We start from the raw sequence: 25385 nt of genomic DNA on the forward strand, positions 1-25385 counted from the left end.
TATTCACCTGCTTTTCTTTTTTTTCTGCGATGTACGTTCCGAAGCCGGGGGCTTTGCGGGCTCATGGCTCTTCAGCAACGCCTGCATTTCCTGAACAACTTCAGGATACTGGTTATAAAGGTTCGTCGTTTGGTTAACGTCGGCCTCGATATCGTAGAGCTGGGCGGGCGGCGCTCCCGTTTTGATCTTCCCGCCTTCAATGTCGCTATTCACGTTTCCGACAAAGGATACACATGCCGGCCCGCCGGCTGCATGGGTGCCCGGGGCTCCTTTAAAACCGCCGCTCCCCTGCCCCGGGATGTAGATCCACTTGCCTTTGCGAATGGATAGGTGGGTGCGCCTGAAGGGGCAAAGCACCAGCGTGTCCCGCAAGGGGGCGGCCGGATCACCCACCAGGGCCGGCAGCACATTGATGCTGTCGGCGAGCTGTTTCTTTTCCACGGTCTGCCCCGTGATTGCGGCAAAGGTGGCCAGCATGTCCACCCCGCTAATCAACTGCCCGGACACCGTGTTCGGCTGGATGTTGCCCGGCCACGTGGCAATGAACGGCACCCGCTGGCCGCCTTCCCAAACGCCGAACTTGAACCCTAGCAGCTCGCCGTTCTGCCGGTGCCCGGCGGCAAAAGCATCCTGTCCACCGGTGTTGAACATGCCGCCGTTGTCGCTGGTGACGATCACCAGCGTATTTTCGGTCAGGCCGTTTTCTTCCAGGCACTTCATCAGTTCGCCGACCATCCAGTCGAACTCATGGATAAAGTCGCCGTAGAGCCCCGCCTGACTGGTTCCTTTAAACTGCGGCGCCGGGGTGAACGGATGGTGGATATTCGTGGTCGGAAAATAGAGGAAGAACGGTTTTTCTTTATTTCCTTCAATCCATTTGACGGCCTTCTCCGTGAGCAGCATCCCCGTCTTTTCATCGTCGTAAATCGCATGCGCCTTCTTCGCGCCGCCAAACTGGTTTGCCGTTTTCTTGCCGGCCTCGGGCGGATACGTTGTGGTCTTCGACGGCGTTATCCCCTTGCCGAAAACCAATGGATCATTCGGGTCATAGCCGACGATCGCGTCATTCTCTACGTAGACGTAGGGGAAACCGCTGTTCACCTTCGGCACCCCGAAATAATAATCGAACCCCAGCTCCAGCGGCCCCGGACGCAGCGGCTTGTTCCAGTCGGTCTTTCCGGTTCCGAACCCCAGATGCCATTTGCCGACCGCCGCCGTGGCATAGCCCTTGTTTTTGAACAGCTGGGCGAGCGTGAGTTTGTCGGCATCGATCAGCAACGACTGCGAATGGCTGCACGGCCCCCAGATTCCTTTGCCGCCCTGCGCCCGAAACGGATACTCCCCGGTCAGCAACCCGTAGCGCGACGGTGTGCAGACGGCCGACGCCGAGTGCGCGTCGGTGAAGCGTCGGCCTTGGGAGGCCAGCTTGTCGATATTCGGCGTCTGCACTTTCGTCGCGCCGTAGCAACCGAGATCGCCATAGCCGAGATCGTCGGCAAAGATCAAAACCACGTTTGGCGGATTCTCAGCAAGGACCACCTGCGCGGACAGAGCGGCAAGACAAAACAGGCCTGCTTCAAAAATGGTTTTTCTGTTCATCATTTTTTCACCTGTCGCGTAATGACGGTTGCGACGGTTTTGGCGATGATCCCTGCGCCCTCGGGCCCGGGATGCAATCCATCCGGAAACAGTTCCGACCGATTGCTCAACACGGTATTGAGGTCGATCACCTTGACGCCGGCCTGTTCGGAGACCTCAGTCACCAGCGGAATAATATCATTTTTCAGAACCGCATCCGTCATTTCTTTATGCGGAGAATAAATGGGGGAAGAATAGCAAATCCAAACGGTTGGTTTACGATCCAATCGTTGGAAACTGCGAATCAACTCTACATAGTTTGGAACGAACTCCGCCTTGTTCTTCCCAATATTCCCAGGGCGGGTATCATTCGTTCCGAGTTTGATGACCACTACATCCGGGTTGAACTTGAGCGCCGCTTTATATTGCGGTGCCCGCCAATACGGGGCGTGCCCCTTCTTCAACACCGTCGCCCCGTTTTTGCCAAAATTACCGACAACGTATGGATCGCCCAACAGGGTTTGAAGCTGGGCGGGATAGCTCTCCTTCGCTCGATTCTCGATCCCAAACCCATAGGTAATGCTATCCCCCACGCAGGCAACCCGGATCTGTTTCGGCTGAGCAACTGCAACGGCCGCCGCAGTTACCTGATTCAAAACCGAGCCCTCGCCTTTATCCTGAGGGTTGACCAGGCCATGGGGGCGCTGATCCGATCCGGCAACATCGACATCGCCGAGCTCGGCGCGGGTGCGCTCCGCTTCCTTCATCAATTCGGCGGCGACCTCCGGATGCGTCGAAAGCACATTCTTTTCCTCGCCGACATCGGCATCGAGATCAAACAGCAGCGGCTCTTGCAGCGTGAGGTAGGGTTTCCGCGGCCCGCCCCCGTTTTTTGCCCAGTAGGGCTGATCGGCGGTGGTGCGCGGCAGATGAATTTTCCATTGTTCGTTGCGCACGCCCTGCAGGTTTACCCCGTTGTAATAATAAAAATATTGATGCGGGCTTTGCGTGGTCTTCCCCGTCAGCAGGTCGATAATGTTTTTCCCGTCGAGCGTGCGATCCTTCGGTAGCTCGGCCCCCGCCACATGGCAGAACAAGGGGAGCAAGTCCAAGCTGGAGATCATGGCGTCCGAAACCTGCCCGGCGGGAATATGCCCCGGCCAAGAGAAGATTGCCGGAACCCGGTGGCCGCCTTCCATGGTGACATACTTTCCGCCGCGCAACGGATTCGCCGACCCGTGCCGGGCGGGGCCGTTGTCCGACATGAATACCACCAGCGTGTTGGTGGCGATTCCGGCCTCCTCCACGGCGGCCAGCACTTGGCCGACGCTGGAATCGAGTTCCTTCACGAAATCACCGAAGACTCCGCCGCCTTGCTTCCCGGAGGTTCCTTTAAAGGCACTGCTGGGCAAAATCGGATCGTGGGCAATGTGATGCGCAAAGTAGACAAAGAACGGCTCGTCGTGATCCTGCTTGATAAATTCGACGATCTCGTCGGTGTAGAGCTTCGTTACCTTTTCAAAAGGAACGTTCTTTTCCAGCACCTCGCGGTTGCGGTAGATCGTGCGTTCATCCGCTCGATCTTTTTGGGTGCTGTAATTGCTGTACAGCCCGAGGTATTCATCGAAGCCGGCATCGAGTGGATGGGAACCGTCCACATGAAATCCGAGGTGCCACTTGCCAACCATCTTTGTGCGGTAGCCGGCCGACTTCAGCAACTCCGCCAAGGTGACCTCTTCCGAAGCGATTCCGTATTGCTCATATTTCGGGAACGGGTGCCGCGAAATCGGATGCCCGCAGCGCATGGGATAGCGCCCGGTCAGCAACGCCGCCCGCGAAGGGCCGCACACATTGGCCGCCACCAGGCAATCGGTCGCGCGCAAGCCACCACGGGCCATCCGGTCGATCTCCGGGGTACCCAGCTTCGAGCCATAGCAGCCCACATCGCCATAGCCTAAGTCATCGGCCAAGATGAGGACGATGTTGGGCGGAGTCGCCAAACAGGCGGAAGCCAGGCCGACCGCGAGGGTCCTTATTAATAATTTAATCATCATCTACCCGAGTTGATTAATGGCTCTATTTCGACTTCTTCATTTTGGCAGCGCCCTTGGACGGCTTCATCAACGGATCGTCTAGCTCCATGCTCAATTTCTTAAGCGCTTCGCGCATCTGCTTCAGCTTGGCGGCGTATTCCGGATTACCGGCGAGGTCGTCCAGCTCGTTCGGATCCTTCTTCAGGTTGAAGAGGCGCTCGACGTTGGCGGTGGGATAGGAAATAAACTTCCAGTCGCCTTTGGTAATCATCCGCTGCCGGTTCATATAGGCCCCGTAGATTTCCGGATAGTGCCCGGTGGTTTCCCCGCGCAGCAGCGGCAGCAGGCTTTTAAAATCAACCCCTTCCAACGGTGCACCGGCGACCTCCAGCGAAGTGGCCATCACATCCTGCAGATAGATCGGTGCATCGATTTTCACCCCCGGCTTCACATCCGGTCCGACGACCAGAAACGGCACGCGCACACTGTGGTCGTACATGTTTTGTTTCCCGCTAAAACCATGATGACCACAGGCCAACCCATGGTCGGCGGTAAAGACGACATAGGTGTTGTCGGCCTTGCCGGTTTTTTCCAACGCCTCGAAGATCCTGCCAATCTGATCGTCCATGTGGGTGATGATGGCGAAATATTCCTGGCGATTGACCTTCACGGCATATTCGGTGCGCGGATAGGGCATCAGCTTTTCATCGCGCAACCCCAGTCCGCAAACCTTATCGGCATACGGGTATTGGGGCAGGAAGTTTTCCGGCAGCTTGATGCGGTCGAGCGGATAGCGGTCGATGTATTCCTTCGGCGACTGACGCGGGTCGTGCGATGCATTGAAGGCCAGATACATAAAGAAGGGTTTGTCGTCCTTCGCCGCCGTTTCAAGAAACTCCACGCTGTCGTTGGCGACCACCTCGCTCCAGTGCGTGCCGCCTTCCCAGAACCCGCCGTTGGTGGTGTCCCAGGGTTTCCATCCCTTCTTGTAGTGCTCTTCATCGATCGGGCGGCCGTAGCCGTAACCCTTGGGCTTGGTGCCGTCGGCCGATCCCTTGCTACGGAAATCGCTTGGCATTCCGCCGCGGACATTTTTGGCGGTCTGGAAAAGATCCTCCGCCTCCGCGCCGGGAACATGCCACTTGCCGGTCATATAGGTTTGATAGCCCGCCGCCTGCATGCGCTGCGCCCACATGCTTTTCTCTTTGACGCCCGTTTTTACACCCGCCTGGGCATTCCAGACAAAGCGTCCGCAATTGAGCATCGATCGGCTGGCCGCGCAGACCGCCCCGCCCCAGGCGCCCATATTGTAGGCGTGCGTAAAGCTGGCCCCGTTTTCAACCAGCCTATCGAGATTCGGCGTATCAATGTCCAGCATGCCGGCCGCACCGATGGTTTCGTAACTCATGTCGTCCGCAAAAATAAAGACTACATTCGGCTGCTCGGCTTGCACCGGGTGTGCTCCGGCCACAAACAGGCATGAGGCCGCCATGGCCATGATTCGATACGTTCTTTTCATGATTAGTTAGCTCTCGTTGTTAAGGGTTTGGCATTGGCCATGAATCCGGCGGGACGGCTGTTTTGGGCCAGCTCTTCCTGAAAGGTTTCCGCACACCTAAGAAGACGCTCGGCAACCTCGGGATGGGACGCCAGAACATTCTGCTTCTCGCCCATGTCCGCATCCAAATCATACAACGCCATCATCGGGGAACTCGAACCCTTGCCCCGGGATCCCTTGCCGTTGCCCTTTGCTTTGCCGAGATGCAGCTTCCATTGGCCTGAGCGAACCGCCTTGAGGTCATTCCCCTTGTAATAGAAAAAGGCCTCGTGGGGGCTTTCCGCACCCCCGGTCAACACGGGGAAGATATCCTTGCCATCGATCACGCGGTCCGTCGGGATTTCGGCGCCGGCGAGTTTGGCGAACGTCGGCAGCAGATCCATGGCCGTCATCAGTTCATCGTTCACCTGCCCCGCCGGGATTTTCCCGGGCCAGCGGATCACGGTCGGCACCCGCATTCCGCCTTCGAAGGAACTGCCCTTCTTGCCCGACAGCGGTGCCGCACTTCCAACCGACGGCCCGTTGTCCGACGTGAAAACCACCACGGTGTTTTCATCGATTCCGTTCTGCTTCAGGGCATCCAGGATTTGCCCGACCGACCAGTCGATCTCGTTGATGGCATAGTTGTAGATTTTATCGCGCGTTAAATAGTCGATACGCGTTTCATGCTTAAGCTTGGTTTTGACCGCATCCGGCACCGGCTCCATGAAAGGCGGCGACAGATGGATGGGCCGATGCGGGATCGGATGCGGAATGTAGAGGAAGAACGGTTCGTCCTTATGCTTCCCGATGAATTCGACGGCCCGCCCGGTGATCCGCTTCGTGAGATAGTCCGCATCGGGTTCCTCTTCAATCACCGTCTCCATTTCCATCAGGGGAAGCGGAGGGAACCTATGCTTTTTGTCATTCAGGTGAAACGGGTGGATATCGTGGCTGTAGGGAAGGCCGAAGAATTCGTCGAAGCCCTGGCGGGTCGGCAAAAAGTCCGGCTGGTCACCGAGGTGCCACTTGCCGAAGATAGCGGTTTTATAACCGGCCGTTTTCAGCACCTCGGCCAGGGTGGTTTCCTCCGGGTTCAGGCCATTCTTATCCCCGGCGAGAAAGACGCCGGCGGCCAGGCCGATGCGCTTCGGGTAGCACCCGGTCATCAGGGCCGAGCGCGACGGTGTGCAGACCGAACCCGCCACATAGAAACTCGTCAGCTTCGCGCCCTCTTCCGCCATCCGGTCGATGCGCGGAGTCTTGACCTGCTTTCCCCCGAAACATCCCAGATCGGCATAGCCCTGGTCGTCGGTTAGAACGATGACAATATTGGGACGCGTTGAGAGCGATGCAGCAAAACACGAATGGATTAACAGAAGACCGCAAAGAACGCGAAGACCTGAATCCTTCGCGCTCTTTGCGACCTTTGTGTTTAAGAAACCCGTTGCATGCATGGTGTAGCTTAAAAGGCGCTTTTAATGACATCCAGCTTGGCGCCGAGCAACTTGCGCGCAAGTGGATCGAGCTCCGCTTCCGCCCCCTGGATATGGAAGGTCCGCTGCACGTGCCGCATGGTTTGGCCGGGTTTAAGGGCGGCGGCGGGCGAAGAGGTTTCGAGTTCATAGAACGGCCCCAACGGAGCAACGCCCGGCTCGGGCGAACCGTCGTTGTAGGAGTTGATCACGTCGCCGGCATAGGGTTCCTTCTGCTGTTCCCACATGGAGTTAACGAAACCGTTCGGTGCGTCCTGCACGTTGTAGGTGACAATATTGAGCACCTGCCCGGCGGCATCGTAGCTGCCGGCAATGCCCTTGGAGCGTTGCGGGCTGATGCCGATCTTGCCGCGCCGCGTGCCGTCGCCCTTGAAAAACAGTTTTTGCTTTTCGACCCGCAGGTATTCCGGCGGAACCTTGCCGAAGTAGGTGTCGTTCACTCTCGGGCCGAGTTCCTTCTCGCCACCCTGTTTGAACGGGATCACGACGGTCGTTTCGGGCGACGGGTTGTACATGCCCAGCATCCAGATCGAGAGCAAGCCGGTTTCCGGTTTCCATTCATTGGACCCCGTGTTGGTGATCCGGTTATCCGTTTCATAGCCGACCATGCGCAGCCCCTTGCCAAGCTCAACGCCCAGCATTTCCTCGGCATCGTCCTTATCAATCAATTCTATGGTGCGCTCGATGCCCACCTTGAATTCGGCTCCGCCGTAGTTGACCAGCTCAGCACGGTGTTTGAAAGTAACGGAATCGTCATCCTGTTCGACCACCTCGAACGCTTCGGTATCAATAACCGCTGGTGTCTGCCAATCGGAGAATTCAAATTGGGTTCCCGGCTTGAAAAAGAGCGCGTACTGCCCACCTTCCGGCCCGAGCCAAAAGCGTTCCTCCCCACCGAAGATATAGATGTGCTCTTCGAGCCGGCCTTTCTTCTCTTCCTCCGAAAGGAATCCGTTCTCGATGACCGGGCGGTTGATCCAGCCAAAGCTCGGACCGGCCTGGCGGTCGAAGGTGCTGGTCATCACACGCCCCTGGTAAACGGGCGCCACCGCCACCGCCGCATCGCCGTCTTTCAACAGGACGATCGGTGTATGCTGTTTCATGAACGCCACATCGTCGGCAAACGCGCCGCTTCCTCCGGTGTCCGTCGTTGCGCAACCGGAAACCAACCACAGAGCCGCGCCGCCCAATCCTGCCATCATTTGCATCGTCTTCATCTTATTCCCCTTTCTCTACATCAAACCTATGAATGAAAGGCAGGTTGCCCTTTCCTTTCGCACGTCCAATCTCAACGCCCCACTCCGGAAGGTCGCCGGTTCCGCTCTGGGTGAACGCCTCGGGGCGGTAGGCCCCGCCGGCCCACGGGCCTTTGACCACGGTGTGGGTCTTCGAGAAGTGTACGCCGTCTTCGGAATAGAGGATTGAATTGATGATATCCTTCGGTCCGGTGGTGCCGATCATGGCGGCAACGCCCGTCCCCTGGGGCCAAACCAGCACTTCGTGGTTCCCGGGAATCACCGGGTTTTCCGGATGCCTCACATAGGGGCCTTCGGGTTTGTCGGCAATGGCCAACCCCATCTGGGTCTGCCCGGGACTTTTGCCCAACTGACGCCCTTTGTAGTAGAACCAATATTTCCCTTCGCGGACCACCAAGCAGGCGTCATCAATCAGGTGGCTGTCGAAGTCCGCTGGATTGTCGCTGTTCTTCAACGCCGGATTGGTGGCGAGCCGCTCCCACGGGCCGTCGGGGGAGTCCGACACGGCAATGCCGATCTTCGAATCCGGGTTGAAGGGCTTTTCATGGTATGACCGGGACGTCCCGGTATAGAAGAGCCAATATTTTCCTTCGGCCACGAGAATGTTCGGCGTGAACACACTGGCCCCTTCCCAGCTCCCCGGCGCGCCCTTGGCCAACGACTCCCCCTTTTCCGTCCAGTTCACGCCATCCAACGAAGTCGCATACCAAACGGTGGCATCGTAGCCGGGAGAGATGGTTCCCTTCGAATACCACACATAGTAGAGGTCGCCCACCTTGATAATGTCGCTCGGGTCCCGGCGCATGACGCCCTTTTCCAAACCGATGCCCTTCAGCTCGGAATGGGTCACCACGACCTTTTTCATCTCCGCCTGCGCCGTTGCGGCCACGCCCGCAACCAGGCCGATTGCCATCCATGCCATTTTCCATTTCATCCTAAAACTCCTATTCCACAGTCCGGTTCTAATAACTTAGCTTGCCGCCTCTTGATGGTTTCTGACGTTCGCTCTCCCACCACTCCCGGGGGCCTTCCTTTTCAATATCCGCCCAAAGCTTGAGGAGAATGCGTTTCATCTCCTCCGTCTTTTCGGGCATCTTGGTTGCCAGATCGTTTTCTTCCTTCCAATCCTTCTGGACTTCGTAGAGTTGGAACTTCGTCAGCGTCTCGTCGGCGATCATCTTCCAATCGCCGACCCGCATGGCAACCCGTTCATTCGGGCCGGAAACATGCGTGCGCCAGAACATGGGGATTTTGCGTTCAACCGGCTTGCCCTGCAATGCGGGAAGCATGTTGACGCCGTCGATCGTGCGATCCTTCGGCAACGGCAGGCCGGTGATGGCGAGCACGGTGGAGAAGACATCGCTTCCGATCACCGGCACATCGCTGACGGAGCCGGGTTTGATGTTTCCGGGCCAGCGCGCCAACCCCGGAACGCGGATGCCGCCTTCGTATTCGCTGCGCTTGTTCCCGCGCAGACCGCCGCTCGAACCGCCGTATGCGGGAACCGGACCGTTGTCGGAAGAGAAATACACCAGGGTATCATCGCTCACCCCGGCCTGGTCGAGCGCATCGAGAATCATGCCAAGCCCATGGTCCATCTGGGTGATGTTCCCCATATACTTGCTGTTTTCATGCCCCTTGTAGAGCGCCTCGAAACGCGGATCGGTGGCGATCGGCGAATGCGGTTCATGAAACCAGACGGTCAGCGCAAACGGTTTTTTCGGATCGTGGAGATCCTTGAGCCAATGCACGGCCTCCCCTGCCACCAGCGGGGCGGAATAACCTTGCAGCTCGCCGAGCGGTTCGCCGTTGCGGACAAAGTTGGCCGGGTTTTTGTGGCTGGGTTCGGCGTTGTTCTGGGTGTAGAACCAATAGTCGTAGCCATGCTCCCCGGGCTGGGGGAATTCCGGCTTGTTGAACTGGTTCTTCGAAAGCAGGTGCCATTTCCCGACGTGGCAGGTTTCGTAGCCAATGCCTTTCAACAGCTCCGGATAGGTGATTTCGCTGGCGCGGAGGTGCGCCTGGCCATTTCCGGAGAGATGGCGGTAGACCCCGTTGCGGTACGGCGTACGGCCGGTGAGGATGGCGGAGCGCGAAGGCGAACAAACACCGCAGGCGGAATAGCACTGGGTCAGCTTCACCCCTTGCGCCGCCAACCGGTCCATGTTCGGCGTCTGAATCAGCTCGTTGCCAAAGGTTCCGGAATCGCCCCAACCCATATCATCGGCAATCACCACAACAATATTCGGTTTCTTCGTCGCCGCATGGGTGACACCCCCCAGAAGCAAACATAATCCCAACCCTACAATCCGTTTCATCTGAATCCTTTCATCTTATGCACAGCCCAATCACTTTTCGCATCACCATCCCGACCAACGCGTATCTTGGATGGATTCGCCTCCAAGTTAAAATCTTTATTCCACTCTTCTTCCGCCTCGGGACCTCCGTCTGGACAGGCTGGGCCCACTGCGGCTTCGTTGCGCTCCCCATTGGTGCCGGATTTTCCATTCCCAATAAAATTATCACTGACGCTGCGATTCATTCAACCAGCCGATCCGCCAAAAGCCTTGACCTTCGGATGCATCGACATAATCGCTGTATGGCGAAGCCGGAAGAAAGGGATCCCGGCTGTTGCTGTCCGCAAGGTTTGAAGTATTTCCAATACAGTACCCCAGCCCCGGCGTCCCGCTAAAATGCATCTAGACCTTGAAAGCCGGCTCATCTCCACCGCCGCCACCGCCGTTGCGTCCGACCACGAAACGGATCATGTCGTCTTCAGTCACGGTCACATGGGTGAGGTGGCATACCAAACGGTCGCATTATAGCCGGGGAAAATCGTTCCTTTTGAGTGCCAAAAATCGTAGAGGTCGCCGACCTTGATCACGTCGCTGGGATCAACAAACTCAAACCTAACCTATAAATCTGTTCTCCTTTCCCTAAAACCACTCGTATAGAGAGCTTCAGTACACCTTTTACCAAACAAACAAAGTACCATTACATCCCCATTATACGCCATAGCCTGAAAAGGGTATTCTCCAGCGAAGGCTCTTCTCCATCCGTTACGGGCGGGTTTGGCCGCCGCTTCTAATAGCCGTCAGCTCATCGGCCATGGTGGTTGCGATGTCGGGATAGTTCGTTACCACATTGACCGTCTGCGACAGGTCATTTTCCAGATCGTAGAGCTGGGTGGTGGGCGCACCGGCAACATAGTTTCCATTTTCATCGATATCGCTGTTTTCAAGCCCCGTCCAGGCCACGGCACCCGGGCCGCCCTGGTCTCCGCCAAATCCCGCATCGCCGCGCCGGGGAATGTACATCCAGTTGCCCTTGCGGAAACTGACACCGGAATCGTATCTGGGTTGCAACAGCAGGGTGTCGCGAATTGGAGCAGCGGGATTGCCCAGGAAGGCGGGCAGCATGTTAAAGCTGTCAAGCCCCTCACCCTCTTCCAATCCGCGGCCGGTGATGGCGGCAAAGGTGGCCAGGAAATCGACCGAGCTCATCAGTTCACCGGAAATGCTGCCCGCTTCGATTTTACCCGGCCAGCGGGCAATCAGCGGAATGCGGTGCCCGCCTTCCCAGACGCCGAACTTCCAGCCCAGCAGATCGCCGTTTTGTTTATGGCCGGCGTTCCATGCCGTCTTTCCGCCCTCAACCGTATTGCCGTCGCCATTGAGCATGCCGCCGTTGTCGCTCGTCACGATGATCAACGTGTTTTCAGCCAGCCCCAGCGCATCGAGCGTGTCCATCACCTGACCGACAATCCAGTCGAACTCGTGGATAAAGTCGCCGTAAAGCCCGCACTGGCTGGTGCCGATCCAGCGCGGATCCGGTGTAAAGGGATGGTGGATCTGCGTGGTCGGCAGATAGAGGAAAAAGGGATGATCCTGATGTTCCTCGATCCACTGTGTTGCCCTCGCCGCCCACTGGTTGCCGAGATCATAGTCGCGGTACAGCAGGTGGGCGGCCTCGCCGCCGGACATTCCGGTCATGGTTTTCAGGGGATAATACAACACATTGGTCGCCTGGCCGCTGGCCACCAGCGGATCGGCGGGATCAAGACCCACCACCCGATGGTTTTCGACGAATACATAGGGCACCCCGCTGTTAACCTTGGGGACACCGAAATAGGAATCGAAGCCCACCTCCAGCGGGCCGGGTTTCAGGTCGCCGTTCCAGTCGGGTCCGGAGTACCCGAAGCCCAGGTGCCACTTTCCAATGATGGCCGTTTCGTAGCCTTCGGATTTCAGCATGGAAGGAACGGTTGTCCTGCCCACCGGAACCATCAGCGAAGCCGACGTGGCGGCAGGCCCCCAAATATTATGGCGGAAAGGATAGTCGCCGGTCAGCATGCCCAGGCGCGACGGCGTGCAGACGGCGGACGCCGAATGGGCGTCGGTAAACCTGCGCCCCTCCGTGGCCAGGCGATCAATGTTGGGGGTCTGCACCTTGGTGGCGCCGTAGCAACCGAGGTCGCCGTAGCCCAGGTCGTCGGCATAAATGATAATGATGTTGGGATTCTTCCACTCCAGCCCCAGGCGGTAAAACTCGGACTCGCCGCTCATATCAACCGGAACGGTCACGTCAACCGGATTGTTCGTTCCTATTTCCGCAACAACGTCCGGCGGATTCCAGACACCCGCTTGATTGGTCGCCAAAGTTTTCCAAGCATTGGACGCCGTCAGATCCGTGATCGACTGGAGATAGTAGACCATGTCCATGGCGTTGGTATTGCGTTTGAACACAATCGAGCTTCCATCCAGAACGAACGGATGGCGGGAAGCGGGATTGGTCGGGTTCGATCCCGTGGCCCATTCATAGGCATTGCCTGCACGGTCGCCGTCGGCATCCTGGCTTGGACGGTACAGCGTATTGGTCAACCCATGGCGACCGGCCCAGTCGTCGTAATGGGACGGTGGCCCCGGTGGAGGCGGCGCCCATGGATTGTTGGTGGTCGCGGTGAGTTGCAAAGCGGCAATGGCCGAAATATCCATCCCGCCATCAATGGGAAACGAGGTAATGACGATTTCCCCAGCCGGACTGCCCACCGCCTCGAACGTCACATACGCGGAGGCGCCAATTTCGACGGGCGAAGCGTTGAAAGTCCGCTCCCCGATCGTCCAGGCGGTGTCGGTGTTTCCGCCCGTGGCCGTGTTCGCCTGCCCCAGCGTGATGTCGTAGGACAGGTTTGTATCCAGCCCGGCAAAGATGAGTGTGAATGTGCCGTCGGATGTGCCGCCGTCGCCGTCGGTCAGCCCCACGCTGGAGAGCAGTGCATCATCCAGGGCAGTGTCTGGAAATGCAGGCGTACCGGCCATGAGATCCGGAGCCGTCGAATCATCCGTTGCGGCCGTCCATGAAAAACTAATGCCCTCAAGGGTGTTGCCTGCCGTGTCGACCATCGTGTCTGCCGCAAAGCTTCCGGATGCGGTGGTTGAGACCACGTTCCAGTTGTCGGCAGCCGCCGAACCGTCGGCAACACCGAAATCGATGCCCAGCACCGTCCCGTTCGTAATGGGTTGAGGCATCTGGTTTGTCGCCGGCAACACCTCCACCTGGAAACCCGCCACGCGCATGCTGTCCCAGTTGTCGGTGGCGGCCGGGACGTCAACGACTGCAACGGAGAAGGAGCCGGTGGCACCAATGGTCAGAGCGGAAGTATTCCCCGTAAAACCATCCTCCAGATCATATCCCTCCTGGGCGTCGGCATTACCCACCCAAGTCAAATCATCAACCAAACCAGTAGAGTCGGCCTGATCCCTGCCGGCAAGGCTGACTCCGTTCACGGCAATGAGATCGTCCGCGGTAATGGTGTAGGCTGTATCGGCAACCTCTGCAACGAAACCCACGAAGGTAAACCCGGTGACACTGCCGGCGGCGGAACCTCCGAGGTCGGAAAAGGAAAACGTCAAGGCCTCGCCGAAGTCTAGCCGACCGCTGTTGGAACCATTGGAGCCCCACCCCTGCTCGCGTTGATCGAGCGTTGCCCCGCCGACGACGGCCACCGTGATATCCAGCGTCAGCGCCCCATTTCCATACAGATCGTAATCATCATAGGTATAGCTCGATTGATCGTTTCCCGGAAACGGCCCCGAAGCCGAAGCGGTCGTAAAATCAAGCGTCACAACTTCCGCCCGCACACCTACCGTCAGCGCCAGACACGCCGTCGCCAGGAATCTGATGATTTTTTTCATAAAGTTTATGATTACTCCCGCAGTTCGATTCTCCAGAAGCCCTGCTCTTCCGAGACATCTACGTGCACGCCATAAGGCGAGGTCGGAAGATAGGGTAGCTCGTCGACCACGTTCCAACCATTGGAAGCGGTAAGATCAGAAGTCTGTTCGATGCAGTAGCCCTGCCCCGGCGTCCCGCTAAACTGCAGCATGGCCGTTCCGTCGGGGAAAAAAGTCCCCGATCCAATGGTTGCGGCATGCGCGGCGGGATCCGCACTGACCTCAAACCCAAGCGAAGCACGCAAAGCGATCTCGTCGCCATCGATGCTGCCGTTGCTTCCAACCACAAAGCTGATCGTGTCGCCTGCAGTCGCAGTCACATTGGTGAGGTTGAAGCTACCGTCCGCCAGCAACAACCGTCCGGCGGAACCCGTTGCCAAAAACAGCTCCGTGTCATTATGGAAAACCTGTACGCTTACGGAGTCGTCCGACGTGCCGCCGACGAGGTCGCGGAAGCTTCCGCTGATGGTGGCGCTGGTCTTTCCAAAGGAAACATCATTCTCCTCGATGGTATAACGGACGATCACATACCCATCGCCGGGAACCACCAGCAGGTCTGTTCCCACGACACCGTTATTGGCGGTGTTCGCCGAATCAATGACGTAGCTTCCCGCATCGGCACTGCCGATCAATGCGGCGGCACCGCTTCCGGCAAAGCCGGTGTTGCCTTCCGATCCGACCACCGTGTTGAAGGTCATCGCCGCCTCGGAGCCGCCGATGGGTGCCGAGGCTTCCAGATAGTCCCAACCATACGGCAATACGGAGCCGTTGATAAACTCATTCGCCGCATCGACCACGCCGCCCATGCCCTGACGCGTTGCGCCCCGCCCTTTTTCGGCAGCCGTCAGCGTATTCCAGTCCGGGACATAGCTATAGTCCGACTCGTTATTGACGATGGTCGGAACCTCGGGAAACAGCGTACCGGTTCCCCGCTGGCCGCTACCCCAAACCATGATTCCCGTCGCTGGATCCGGGTTGCCGAGTTCAAGGACAATGCTCTCCGCCAGGTTGCTCAAGGCCGCCACGATATCCGGATTTGCGGCCGAAACATCCGTATCCTCATGCACATCCGTCGACAGATCGTAGAGGCTATAGGTTGATGGCGGCGGCTTGATCTGATCCCACCAAGGCAATTGATATTCGGTGCGCGGAACATGCAGTTTCCAATCGCCGGAACGGACACACTGCAGGTTGTCGCCGGTGTAGTAGTAGAAAGGCTCATCCGCGTCTCGGTCGATCTCATCATCGGTCAGCAGCGGCACCAGGCTGGTTCCGTCATAGACCCGGTCGTCCGGAACCTCCGCCCCGACCAGCTCGCTCACGGTCGGGAACAGATCCATCGCCCAGACCTGCGGAGCATCCAGCACCGCCGGCGTCTGCACCTGGCCTTTCCAATATACGATGAACGGAACCCGGTGCCCGCCCTCCCAGGTGACGTATTTGGAACCGCGGAAGGGCGCGTTGGCATAATTGGATGGCGGCACCGCGCCGTTGTCCGACGAAAAGACGATCATGGTGTTTTCCAGAATGCCCTGGGCCTCCAGCTCAGCAACCATCTGGCCCATGCCCCAGTCCACTTCCTTGAGCACATCGGAGCGTTCCCCGCTACCGGTGGAACCGTCAAAGGCATTCCCCTCGCTAAAAGGCGTGTGCGGATAGTTATGCGGATAATAGATGAAAAACGGCCGATCCCTGTTTTCGCGAATATGCTCCCGGACGCGTTGCGTGTAGAGGGAGGTCAGGATCGTTTCCGGGAATGTGGAATAAATGACCTCATTGTCATCGTAGACTTCGCCGCCGTTCCCCCAGGTTCCCAGCCAGCGGTCGAACCCCTGGTTGAAGGGAAGGAAAACGTCCTCCGTACCCAGATGCCATTTCCCGATCATAAACGTTTTGTAGCCCTGGCTCCGGCATTGTTCAGCAATCGTGATCTCATCCGGATCAAGTCCCAGAAACCAATGATTCTGGAAGGGTTCATTCACGGCCATGGGGATGCCGCAGCGCTGCGCATAGGCACCGGTCAGGAACGCCGCCCGCGAGGGCGAACAGACATTCGCGGCCGAAAGGAAGGTGGTGAACCGCAGTCCATCCGCCGCCATGGCATCGAGGTTGGGCGTGTCCAGTTTGGTCGCCCCATAGCAGCTGATATCGCTGAAACCCATGTCGTCCATCAGGACAAAAATAATGTTCGGCTTATCGGTCGGGTCGCGCGGGGCGGTCGGCAGGCCGTCCCAAATCCGGATATCATCGAGCCAGAAGCCCTGGTTATCGGTTGCGGCTCCGGTGATTTCCCAACGCAGCGAAGTGAGGGTTTGCGATGAATTGAGCACGGGGCCCTCCTGCTCCGTCAGGCTCGACCCGCTGAAAGAGATGTTGGTACCGGAGAGCACAATCCGGAAATCCTGCAGGCCGGAGGGCGGGCCGGAGTTTTCCGTAATCCAGCGCAACGGAACAAAACCCATGGATTCATCGCCGTCATCGGTGGTCACGGTTACGGTGTTCAATGTGTTGTCGGAGTTCGAATCAACCTTCAGGCGGAAGATTTCGTTCGTGCCGTCATATCCGGTCAGCGTGGTGTGCTTGTCGCCTGCGGTTGCGGAAGCGCGGGCGGCCAACATCTCAAAACCGATCGCTACGTCGGTGGCGGAAAAACCGAGGCCACCACCATCCAAAACCAGCTCCACGAAATCGCCCTGAGCCGAAGCCCCGTCCATCAGATAAAGGAAGCCGCCAATGTTTTCATCAAACCGGCGCGTATCGGACAACGAGGCCTCCCAGCGGCCGCCGATCGTCACCGCATCAAGCTTGTCAATCGTTGCAACGGCTTCCGAAGCGGTGGGGTTAAAAAACACGGTTACGTCTTCGGGAAGTTCCGGCGCAGGCGGAAGCTCGGTCTCCGGCGGGACATCCGTGGCCACCAGCGCCAGCTGAGCCAGGCCGGACTGCCGGACATTGTCCGTAAGCGTTACCGTCAGCGTACCCCCCGAAGACATCAGACTGAAAAACTCAACATAGCCATTGCCCTCGGTGCCATCGGCGATTTGAGAGCTGACACCGGGAACAGACCAGGTGGTTGAAAAATTTTCCGGGCTCGAGCTGCGGGAAAGCCCGCCGGAAAGGTAATAGTACAGGCTGTCATCCAGACCGGTGAAGGATAGTGTAACGCTATCGGCTGCGCTGGCATCCGCACTCAGGAAGCCGTCGGCATAAACCTCGGCGTTTGTTGCATCGATATGGAGCAGCCCGGCCGTCGATGCCACATTGTTGATATTGTCGTACGGGTTGGTCGATGTCACCTCCAGGCCAACATCCACGGCGGAACCATCCGAAAAGAGGATGAGATTGCTGATGGATAGGTTGCCGCTGTGAATGACGTTGTAGTTGCCGCCCGGAACGGTTGTCCCGAAGTCCACCCGGATCACATCGCCCGGCTCGATCGGCGGCAACGGCGGCGTGAAGGCAGCTAGCGCCAGGTCTCCAATAGTGGCATGCGAAGCGTCATTTTCGCGGATCACATAGATCACCAGATTGCTGCTGCCATCGGTTTTAAGACCGGTCAACGTGCCATAACCGGTACCGCCATCTGAATCCGTGGTATAGCTTTGCCCATCGGCCTGCCAGATGGCGTTGAAGTTGTCGTTATCGTTGTCGTATCCCCCCGTAAGATCATACGCCAGGGCCGGATCAAGCCCCGAGAAGGTCAGAACGAAATGCCCTCGCGTAAGAGGATCGACCGTACCGTCCGTCAGCCGACCGGTGCTGGCGCTGTCGTTTGAAAGCAGCCGGTCGGTCGAAGCGGCCTCCCCCGAATCGTCGCCCGTCTTGTTCTCTACACTGAAGCCCACACCGGCGACATCGGCGCCGGTCGTGTCCTTCAAGGTTCCGATAAAGGACTCGGTGACCCCATTTGAAATCACCACATCCGTGTATGCATTCAACGCCGAGGAATCGGTCCCGAAATCAATTTCAATGGTTTGCCCCACGGAAATTCCCGCCAGGGCCGCACCTGCGACCCCCAACCCCGATAGCATGGCTATGATTTGTTTCATCGTTTACTCCTGAAGCATTGCTTCATGCGTGAATCGTTTTGTTCAGCCCGGATGTTGCTTAACGTGCGGGGGGAGCCACCACGTAGTGGAGGCTCTACCGGTAAAGCCTGCACTACGTGCTGGCTTCCCGTCCCAGGAGAGCACGTATGAAACGATCCTGCATTTATCGCTTCGCTCCCCTCCCCCCACAAAAAAAGCCGCCCCATAAAAAACAGGCGGCTTTTACATTCGGCAAAAGAATGCTTACAGCATAAACCGGCGGCGAATAAACAGAACCGCTCCACCGAAGGCCGCAACCAGACCCAGCGTTCCCGGTTCCGGGATGGCCTGCAGCGTCATGCCGGCTATCGTAATGTGAGCAGCACTTTCAACACCCGTTAACGAAATCAACAAGTTGCCGGATCCATCAGTAGAGAGCCCCGTCAAGCTCGCAAAACCTCCACCTGAACCGTCAACACCTGTCGTCACGGATTGCCCATCAGCAGCAAAGGTTTGATTAAAGTTTGCGTTGCCGTTATCAAAACCCGCCGAAAGGTTGTAAGTAAGGCTGTTATCGAGGCCAGTAAAAGTGAAATACATAAAATCCACCCCTGCAGACAATGTCCTGCCGCTAGCATCGTTGCAAATGATTGCGTCGCCGTATACGGAAACATCGGACATCAGGGTGCCATCACCTACGATTCCGTCAGCCGAGTCCGTTGCTGCAGCCAAACCAAAATCCCAGGCAATCTGATCGGCATTCTGCCAGCTAAAACCTACGCCGGTCACAGCAGCACCCGTGATATCAATCAGGGTATTATCCGTAACAATGCCATCGGCAGCATATCCGAGCGTCGTATTATTACCGCCAGCCCCTCCGATTACGTTGAATTGCACTGCACCGACAGCATTACTAGCGCCGAAGTCAATACCGATGATCTGCCCTTCAATGATGGCTGCCTGAGCCGCAACCGCGAGTCCCAGCCCCAACACTATTCCCATTGTTTTTTTCATTTTGTTTTCCTTTTTTTCTTATCAGGTAAAGCCTCACGCCTTACCTGATTTGACCGTGTATTCTGCCACAATCTGAAATTTTGTCATATGGCGCGATCGCGCCACACGGAGGGCCTTGCGGCCCTCCCTCCAAACGCTTAGTTACTCAGCTTGTAGAAGAACTGGGTTTCGTCTCCGATGGAAATGGTAACCGGCGAAGGTGCGTTTGTTGCCACGCCCCAATTCGGGTACACTAGGTCGGCATTGGTCAGCACGTTGTAGGAGCCGCCAGTATCCCAAGACATGATGAGTGATCCGCCGGAAACGGAAGCGCTAATCACCGGAGGCTCCGTTGATCCAGCCGAAAATGCGGTCAGTGTCATTGCACCTACGGTAATATGAGCAGCGGCACCAACACCGGTTGCTGAAATTACCAGATTGCCGCTGCCGTCCGTACCCAGACCGGTCAGATTTACATAACCAGCCCCGGCAGCACCGGTATTGGCGGTTTGGGCTGATTGTCCATCGGCACTCCAAAGAACATCGAAGTTTGCGTTGTCACGATCAAAGCCGGCGGAAAGGTCGTACACCAGCGAGTCATCCAAACCGGTGAAGGTGAAATACATAAAATCAACACCCGCCGTTAAAATCCTGCCGGAAGCATCGTTACAAATAAGGGCGTCAGCGAACACCGACGCATTGGTGATCAGTGCTCCGTCACCATCCGTACCGAGTTCCCCTACGCCGCCTAAGCCATAATCCCAGGCAATTTGACCGGCATTCTGCAAGATGAATTCAACGCCTGACACGGGAGCATTCTCGATATCGACAAGTGAACTGTTCGTGATGGCGGCATCGGCAGCAACTCCAGGGGTCGTGTTGTTGCCACCATACGGACCCATTTGGTTAAAGACCGTTGCTCCTGCCGGAGTGGTTGATCCAAAGTCGATGCCAATAGTCCACTCCTTAGTCATCTCGGCGGCTTTATTAAAGATGACATCCACGGCCAGATCTGCGGTATTCGTTATGCCGGATCCGGTTTCGGTCCAAGAGATGACCACCGTAGCATCTGCAGTATCCCCATGAGCAGCCAGCGAACCGTCATTCGTATACGTCACGACGACCTCTTGAGTTGTTGTGCCCGAACTCAGAGTAAAGCTGTCCGGAGCAACGCTGAAACCATTCGTTGCCACTATGGAAACAATTTCCACATCCGCAGAGATCGTACCTTCGATATAGGTTGCAATAACCGAACCGTTAGTGCTCGTGGCCGGATCTTCCAACGTCAGCGAGAGCGAAGTCGGAGCCACTGAAACACTACTGGGCTCATTAATGTAGGTTGCGTTTAACGCCGCTTCCGAAGTGTTGGTTACGCCTGAACCCGCTTCAGTCCAGGTGACCACCAGCGTGGAATTCGTGGACTCGCCGTTGGCAAGGCCGATGGACGTGTTGTCGAAGGTGACCGTGATGGCTTTATTCGTATTAGCCGTACCCAGCAGCGTGCCGCTGACATTGGATGCACTGAATCCGGCATCCGCCACCGCTGAAATAAGTTCAACATTGCTCGCGGACAGGCCCTCAAGATACACGGCATTAATGATGTTGTTGGTCGTCATTTCGGGGGCAACCACGTCAAACGAGAGGGAATCCTGATCCAGCTTGATTGCACCGCCAGGGAACGTGACCGCGGTGGTTTCATCAAAGGTCATCCCGGCAAGCGACGACCCCTGGGTCGCCAAACGCTGCTGGCCTTCAACGGAGAAGGTACCGCCCGATCCATCGGTGGTAATATCGAAAAAGACCATGCCGACGCCATCACTGCCCGCGGGGAAGTCCTCCAGGTTGGTGACGGCCACCGCGGTTCCGCCACCGACCGACAGGCGTAGCCCGATCGGCGACCAGCGACCATCCGTGGAGCCTTCATTCCCGGTCATCAGGCCAAGGCGGAACGTGCCCGGGGCGCCGCTGTCGATTGAAAAGGTTACGATCTCGGTCCAGTTGCTCGCACCGCTCCCAAGAGCAACGGCCATACCAGAGTTCCAATCCACCGTATCGGTGTTCGGCGGCGCGGTCGGGTCATCGGTTGGGGTATAGTCGTATACGGCAGTCGAGGTAAAGTTGCTGCCGGCGTCAACACTGGTCACCCAGTCCGGTAGATCCGCAGTATGTACGGAGAAAGGCTGGTTGTTGATCAGCTCGGAGCTGCCATTCCCGAAAAAGAAATAGCCGTGCGAGCCGTAGACATTATCCAAGTTGAGGTCGAAACTTTTTGGTTCTCCGGTTGAGCGGAAACCTCGCGCTGCGGCATACTCTTCATCGAAGTTGTCGCCATCGCCCACCAGCCCGATCGTCGGTGCCGCGTGTGCTCCCGACGCAATGGCGATACTGCATACTAGTGCCCATCCTGTTTTTTTCATTTCATCTCTCCATTTTTGGTTTTCATACACTGCCGTACTGGCAAACGTTCAACATCCTTTGAACCAGTAGCTAATAAAATCCCACTGACCGCGATTTTTGCCAATCGCCTGAAAAGGGTATTTTGGAGCACTTTTTTGCATCACTGGCGTAGCATGGTGATCTGCGCCGTGTATTCCCGACGTGCGGGAAACGGCGCAGAGCACCCTTCTACATAGTGCCTAATTAACGGACGGCTTTAATGCGGAACATGGCAGCATTGGTTTCCGCAGAGACGGTTCCGTTCCAGGCATTGGAAATGGCGGTCGGCGGCAGGTTGGTGGCCACGACCGTCCAGACCGTGTTGCTGGTCAGCGCGGAACAGGTTTCGATATACTGCGTGGCCTGCACGCCGCCGATCCATGAAAGATCCAACGAGGAGCCATCCAAGACCAACGACTCGACCCGCAGCACGGAGTTGGAATCCTGCGGAAGCGTGTCGGCGGCGTACTCATCGATGTTGGCAAAGGCATCCCCGTCGGGATTGGCATCATCGCCCCAGACCGTGGATTCGAGGTTGGTTTGCGCGAGCACGTCGGCACCGAACTGGTCCAATCGCCAACCCCGAAGTCCATCGGCATCGAGTACATCAACCTCGAAATAGCCATCGATGGTTGATGCTCCAGACGCTCGAATGAACAGTCCAACCAGATTGGTCACCGATGAATCGAAAACGGTGTTGGCCGCAAGCTCCGCACTTCCCACCAGGAAGTCGTTGGTGTTGATGATCGGCAGGAGTTCAAACGCATAGCCGGAACCACTGGCAACATCCAGGTCTCCGATCCAATCGCCCAGACGGTTGCCTTCCGCAATCGAGCCGGGATCCAGCAGAATGCGTGTTGAAGGAGTTGTGTTGTATTCGACGGCAAAGCGCGCCAGTGATGAGACGCCATACATGCCCCACGCCGGCATTTCACCGGTTCCAGGCTCAGTCAGTTCGGTGCGGTACATGCCGGGAGCAGAAGGATCGGATGTGGAGACATCGGCATAGAACCGGAAGTCCATTCCATCGGCGGCATACTGGATGGTGTGCGTGAGCTCGGCCGGACCCACGCTGCCGATCATGGAATAGATCCCTTCGTATCGGTCCATCCAGATCTGCACTTCGTGACCACCGAGCTGTACCGGATCGCCGCCGTTCTGCCGCACAAACGGCCCGAGCGGATCGTCGGCAATCACCACACCCATTTTGGTTTCCGTCGGCCCGAGTCCCCATCCACGCCCTTTGTGATAGAGCCAAATCTCGCCATCCTTCACGGCCAGGCAGGAATCATCCACGCGGAAGCTGTCGAACTTGCTAGTGTCCAGGGATGGCACAAGAATAGGGCTTCCCCCATATTTGGTCCAAGGCCCGTACGGGCTGCCCGACGAAGCCACGCCAATACGGAACTTTTGATCCTCTACATAACCGCTCGTCGACCAATATGCGTCGTTCACGCCGGTGTAATAGAGATAGTAGGTGCCCTCGTGCAGCAGAATGTTGGGCGTGAACGCGCTGCCGCCATCCCAACTGTTCGTGGTGCGCGAAATCGCCGTCGCCTGCTCGACCCAATCGAGTCCCGCATTGGTGGAGGTGGCGTGCCCAATGGTTGCAGGGCCATTGGCGGCGCCTTCGGGCTTGCTGTACCAAACGTGCCAGGTGTCGCCCACCTTGATGATGTCGCTAGGATCGCGGCGATAGACACCGGCCTCGGGCCCGACCCCGCTGACGGCGTCAAAGCTGAAGGTGACCTCGGGAACTGGAAAATCGATCTCATAACGCCCGATCTTACGGGTTCCATAGACGCCCCAGTCGGGGCGGCAACCCAGCGAGGGATCGGTCAGTTCCCAGCGGAACAGTCCCGGAGCGCCCGGCTCCGAGGAGGAAATGTCGGCATACTTGGTGAAGTTGAGGCCGTCGGGTGCATATTGAATCGTATAGGTCAGCACCGCCGGACCGACGCCATTGACCATCGAATAGATGCCTTCGTCTTCATCCGCCCAGATCTGCACTTCATGCCCGCCGAGCTGCACCGGGTCGCCACCGTTCTGCCGCACAAACGGCCCGACACCATTGGTTGCAACGGCAACGCCCATCTTTGTTGCCGTAGATCCAAGCCCCCAAGGCCGCCCTTTGTAATAGAGCCACACATTTCCTTCGCGAACCGCCATGCAGGTGTCGTCCACCCGGAAGCTGTCAAACTTCGCCGTATCCGCCGACGGGATCAAAATCGGGTTTCCGGCATATTTCGTCCACGGGCCGTAGGGACTGCCCGACGTCGATACGCCGATGCGGGTCTTGCCCTCTTCGTTGTAGCCCTGGTTGAAACCGGGGCCGACCGCCGTGTAGTAGAGATAGTAGGTGCCATCGTGGAACAGAATGTTGGGGGTGAAGGTGCTGGTCACATCCCAGTCGTTCGTATTGGCGCCGCGCGGAACGGCTTCCGCCTGCTCGACCCAGCTGTTTCCCCGGTTGGTGGAAGTTGCATGCCAAACCGACGCGTCGTAGCCGGAAGTTACGCCCGGAGCCGCCTTGCTGTACCAGACATGCCAGGTGTCGCCCACCTTGATCACATCGCTGGGATCCCGGCGGGTCAGCGCAGCGGGATCGGTATAGTTCGTAAGCGGGGAATCGGTAAAGGTGAAGCTGACCAGCTCATCCAATGTGGTCGTCGTGGTAATGGTTTTGGATTCCGTCCGCACAATGCCATTGCTCGCCGCCACCAAGGTGAACGTATCGCCGGAGGTATAGGTAATATCGACCGTGCCCTTCAGTCCGGAGACCCCGCCGACCGGTTGATCCGCGGCATCGAGAATCGTCACCGTCGTCGCATTCGAGACCGACCACGCCGCTTTCCCCAGCCCCTCCGTCTCCGTGTGGGCAACGACAAAATATTCGATCTCTGGAATGGTTGGCAAAACCCCGCCCGGAGGAACATCAAAGGTTATACCGGTTAAGCCCACCCCCTGGGTCGCAAGCCGCTGCGCTCCTTCGATGCTGAATGTCGCGCTGGTTTCGCCGTTTAGATCGATATCAAAGAAAACCCAGTTGGGAGCACCGTACGTCGTATTGTTCTCCAGCCCGGCAACCGAGTTGGTCACTCCGCCGGAACTGATGCGTAAAGCCGTCGGATCCCAGCGCCCGTTCGACTGACCTTGCGTTCCGCTAATCACGCCAATACGGAATTGCTGCGGTGCTGCGGCATCAACCGTAAACGTGAAAACCTCGCTCCAGGTACCTACGCCAGCATTGCCAGCCACCGCAGAACCCACCGTTCCCCAGTCCACCACTGAAGCGCTGATGACGGCCGTCGGATCATCCATCGGCCCCTGGCCATAGCCCTGGGCAACACTGCTGATATCAGCTCCCTGAGAGAAGGTCGCCCAGCCCGCACCCACCTGGGTATGGTATCCCGCAAAGGGTCGATTGTTAATTTCGGCACCACCGTCGCCGAACATCATCAGACCTTCCGTACCATATGCATGGTCTCCATCAATATCGAAGCTCTTCACCACCCCCGTCGAGCGGTAAGCGGTTGCTTCGTTGTCCGCCGCTCCCGTTCCAAGGATGTCATAGCCGGTTCCGTCCCCGACCGGCGTTATCTCGACTGCGGCATTCGCTGTTAGAGCCATAAGTCCGGCCCCTATAATTGCACATGTTGTTCGATCAATTTTCATTTTCATTCTCCACTTTCCTTATATTCCAATCTTTCCACTTCCAAGTGGCAACAGATGTTTTCATCACCCAGCTTCGCTGGAGGGCACAGAGCAACGGAGTCCAACAACCCTCTGTGCCTC

The 25385-nt window shown here is 57.5% G+C and carries 13 protein-coding genes and 1 pseudogene; all 14 read right to left on the reverse strand.

Annotated features, from left to right (window positions below):
• Nucleotides 1-3: 3 nt before the first annotated feature.
• The 14 genes and pseudogenes from E9954_RS08675 to E9954_RS08740 all read right to left on the reverse strand — a co-directional run bounded on the left by E9954_RS08675 (nucleotide 4) and on the right by E9954_RS08740 (nucleotide 25220).
• Nucleotides 4-1599, reverse strand: coding sequence for a sulfatase family protein (locus E9954_RS08675; RefSeq protein WP_342793757.1), 1596 nt, complete (start codon nucleotides 1597-1599; stop codon nucleotides 4-6).
• Nucleotides 1599-3632 carry a sulfatase-like hydrolase/transferase gene (locus E9954_RS08680; protein WP_136078794.1) on the reverse strand — a complete coding sequence of 678 codons (2034 nt, stop codon included), beginning with the start codon at nucleotides 3630-3632 and terminating at the stop codon, nucleotides 1599-1601. The genes E9954_RS08675 and E9954_RS08680 overlap by 1 nt, the downstream gene beginning before the upstream one ends.
• A 22-nt stretch (nucleotides 3633-3654) precedes the next feature.
• Complete coding sequence (locus tag E9954_RS08685; RefSeq protein WP_222847115.1) at nucleotides 3655-5130, reverse strand: sulfatase-like hydrolase/transferase; 1476 nt, start codon at nucleotides 5128-5130, stop codon at nucleotides 3655-3657.
• 2 nt (nucleotides 5131-5132) lie between these two features.
• Nucleotides 5133-6605 (reverse strand): sulfatase family protein, encoded by a 1473-nt coding sequence (locus E9954_RS08690; RefSeq protein WP_136078795.1) that lies wholly within the window; start codon nucleotides 6603-6605, stop codon nucleotides 5133-5135.
• Nucleotides 6606-6613: 8 nt separating this feature from the next.
• A complete protein-coding gene (locus E9954_RS08695) occupies nucleotides 6614-7861 on the reverse strand; it encodes a DUF6786 family protein (protein ID WP_222847116.1) in 1248 nt (415 codons plus the stop codon).
• 1 nt (nucleotide 7862) lies between these two features.
• A complete protein-coding gene (locus tag E9954_RS08700; protein ID WP_342793759.1) occupies nucleotides 7863-8813 on the reverse strand; it encodes a family 43 glycosylhydrolase in 951 nt (316 codons plus the stop codon).
• A 49-nt stretch (nucleotides 8814-8862) separates the two neighbouring features.
• Nucleotides 8863-10218: a sulfatase family protein gene (locus E9954_RS08705; protein WP_136078797.1), complete on the reverse strand. Its 1356-nt coding sequence runs from the start codon at nucleotides 10216-10218 to the stop codon at nucleotides 8863-8865.
• Nucleotides 10215-10442: a hypothetical protein gene (locus E9954_RS08710; protein WP_136078798.1), complete on the reverse strand. Its 228-nt coding sequence runs from the start codon at nucleotides 10440-10442 to the stop codon at nucleotides 10215-10217. Before E9954_RS08710 ends, E9954_RS08705 begins: the two co-directional genes overlap by 4 nt.
• A 252-nt stretch (nucleotides 10443-10694) precedes the next feature.
• A pseudogene (locus E9954_RS33650) lies at nucleotides 10695-10796 on the reverse strand (family 43 glycosylhydrolase); the annotation flags it as partial.
• A 163-nt stretch (nucleotides 10797-10959) separates the two neighbouring features.
• On the reverse strand, nucleotides 10960-14094 hold the full coding sequence (locus E9954_RS33000; protein WP_222847117.1) for a sulfatase family protein: 3135 nt from the start codon (nucleotides 14092-14094) through the stop codon (nucleotides 10960-10962).
• An 11-nt stretch (nucleotides 14095-14105) separates the two neighbouring features.
• Entirely contained in the window at nucleotides 14106-18182 is a 4077-nt protein-coding gene (locus tag E9954_RS08725; RefSeq protein WP_136078799.1) for a sulfatase-like hydrolase/transferase, read from the reverse strand.
• A gap of 243 nt (nucleotides 18183-18425) precedes the next feature.
• Nucleotides 18426-19175, reverse strand: coding sequence for a hypothetical protein (locus tag E9954_RS08730; RefSeq protein ID WP_136078800.1), 750 nt, complete (start codon nucleotides 19173-19175; stop codon nucleotides 18426-18428).
• Nucleotides 19176-19312: 137 nt separating this feature from the next.
• Nucleotides 19313-21571, reverse strand: coding sequence for a hypothetical protein (locus E9954_RS08735; protein ID WP_136078801.1), 2259 nt, complete (start codon nucleotides 21569-21571; stop codon nucleotides 19313-19315).
• Between the two features lie 223 nt (nucleotides 21572-21794).
• The gene (locus E9954_RS08740; protein WP_168442100.1) at nucleotides 21795-25220 is read right to left on the reverse strand and encodes a family 43 glycosylhydrolase; all 3426 of its coding nucleotides are present in this window, start codon (nucleotides 25218-25220) and stop codon (nucleotides 21795-21797) included.
• Between the last annotated feature and the right edge of the window lie 165 nt (nucleotides 25221-25385).

The organism is Pontiella desulfatans, from assembly GCF_900890425.1.
Taxonomy (GTDB): domain Bacteria; phylum Verrucomicrobiota; class Kiritimatiellia; order Kiritimatiellales; family Pontiellaceae; genus Pontiella; species Pontiella desulfatans.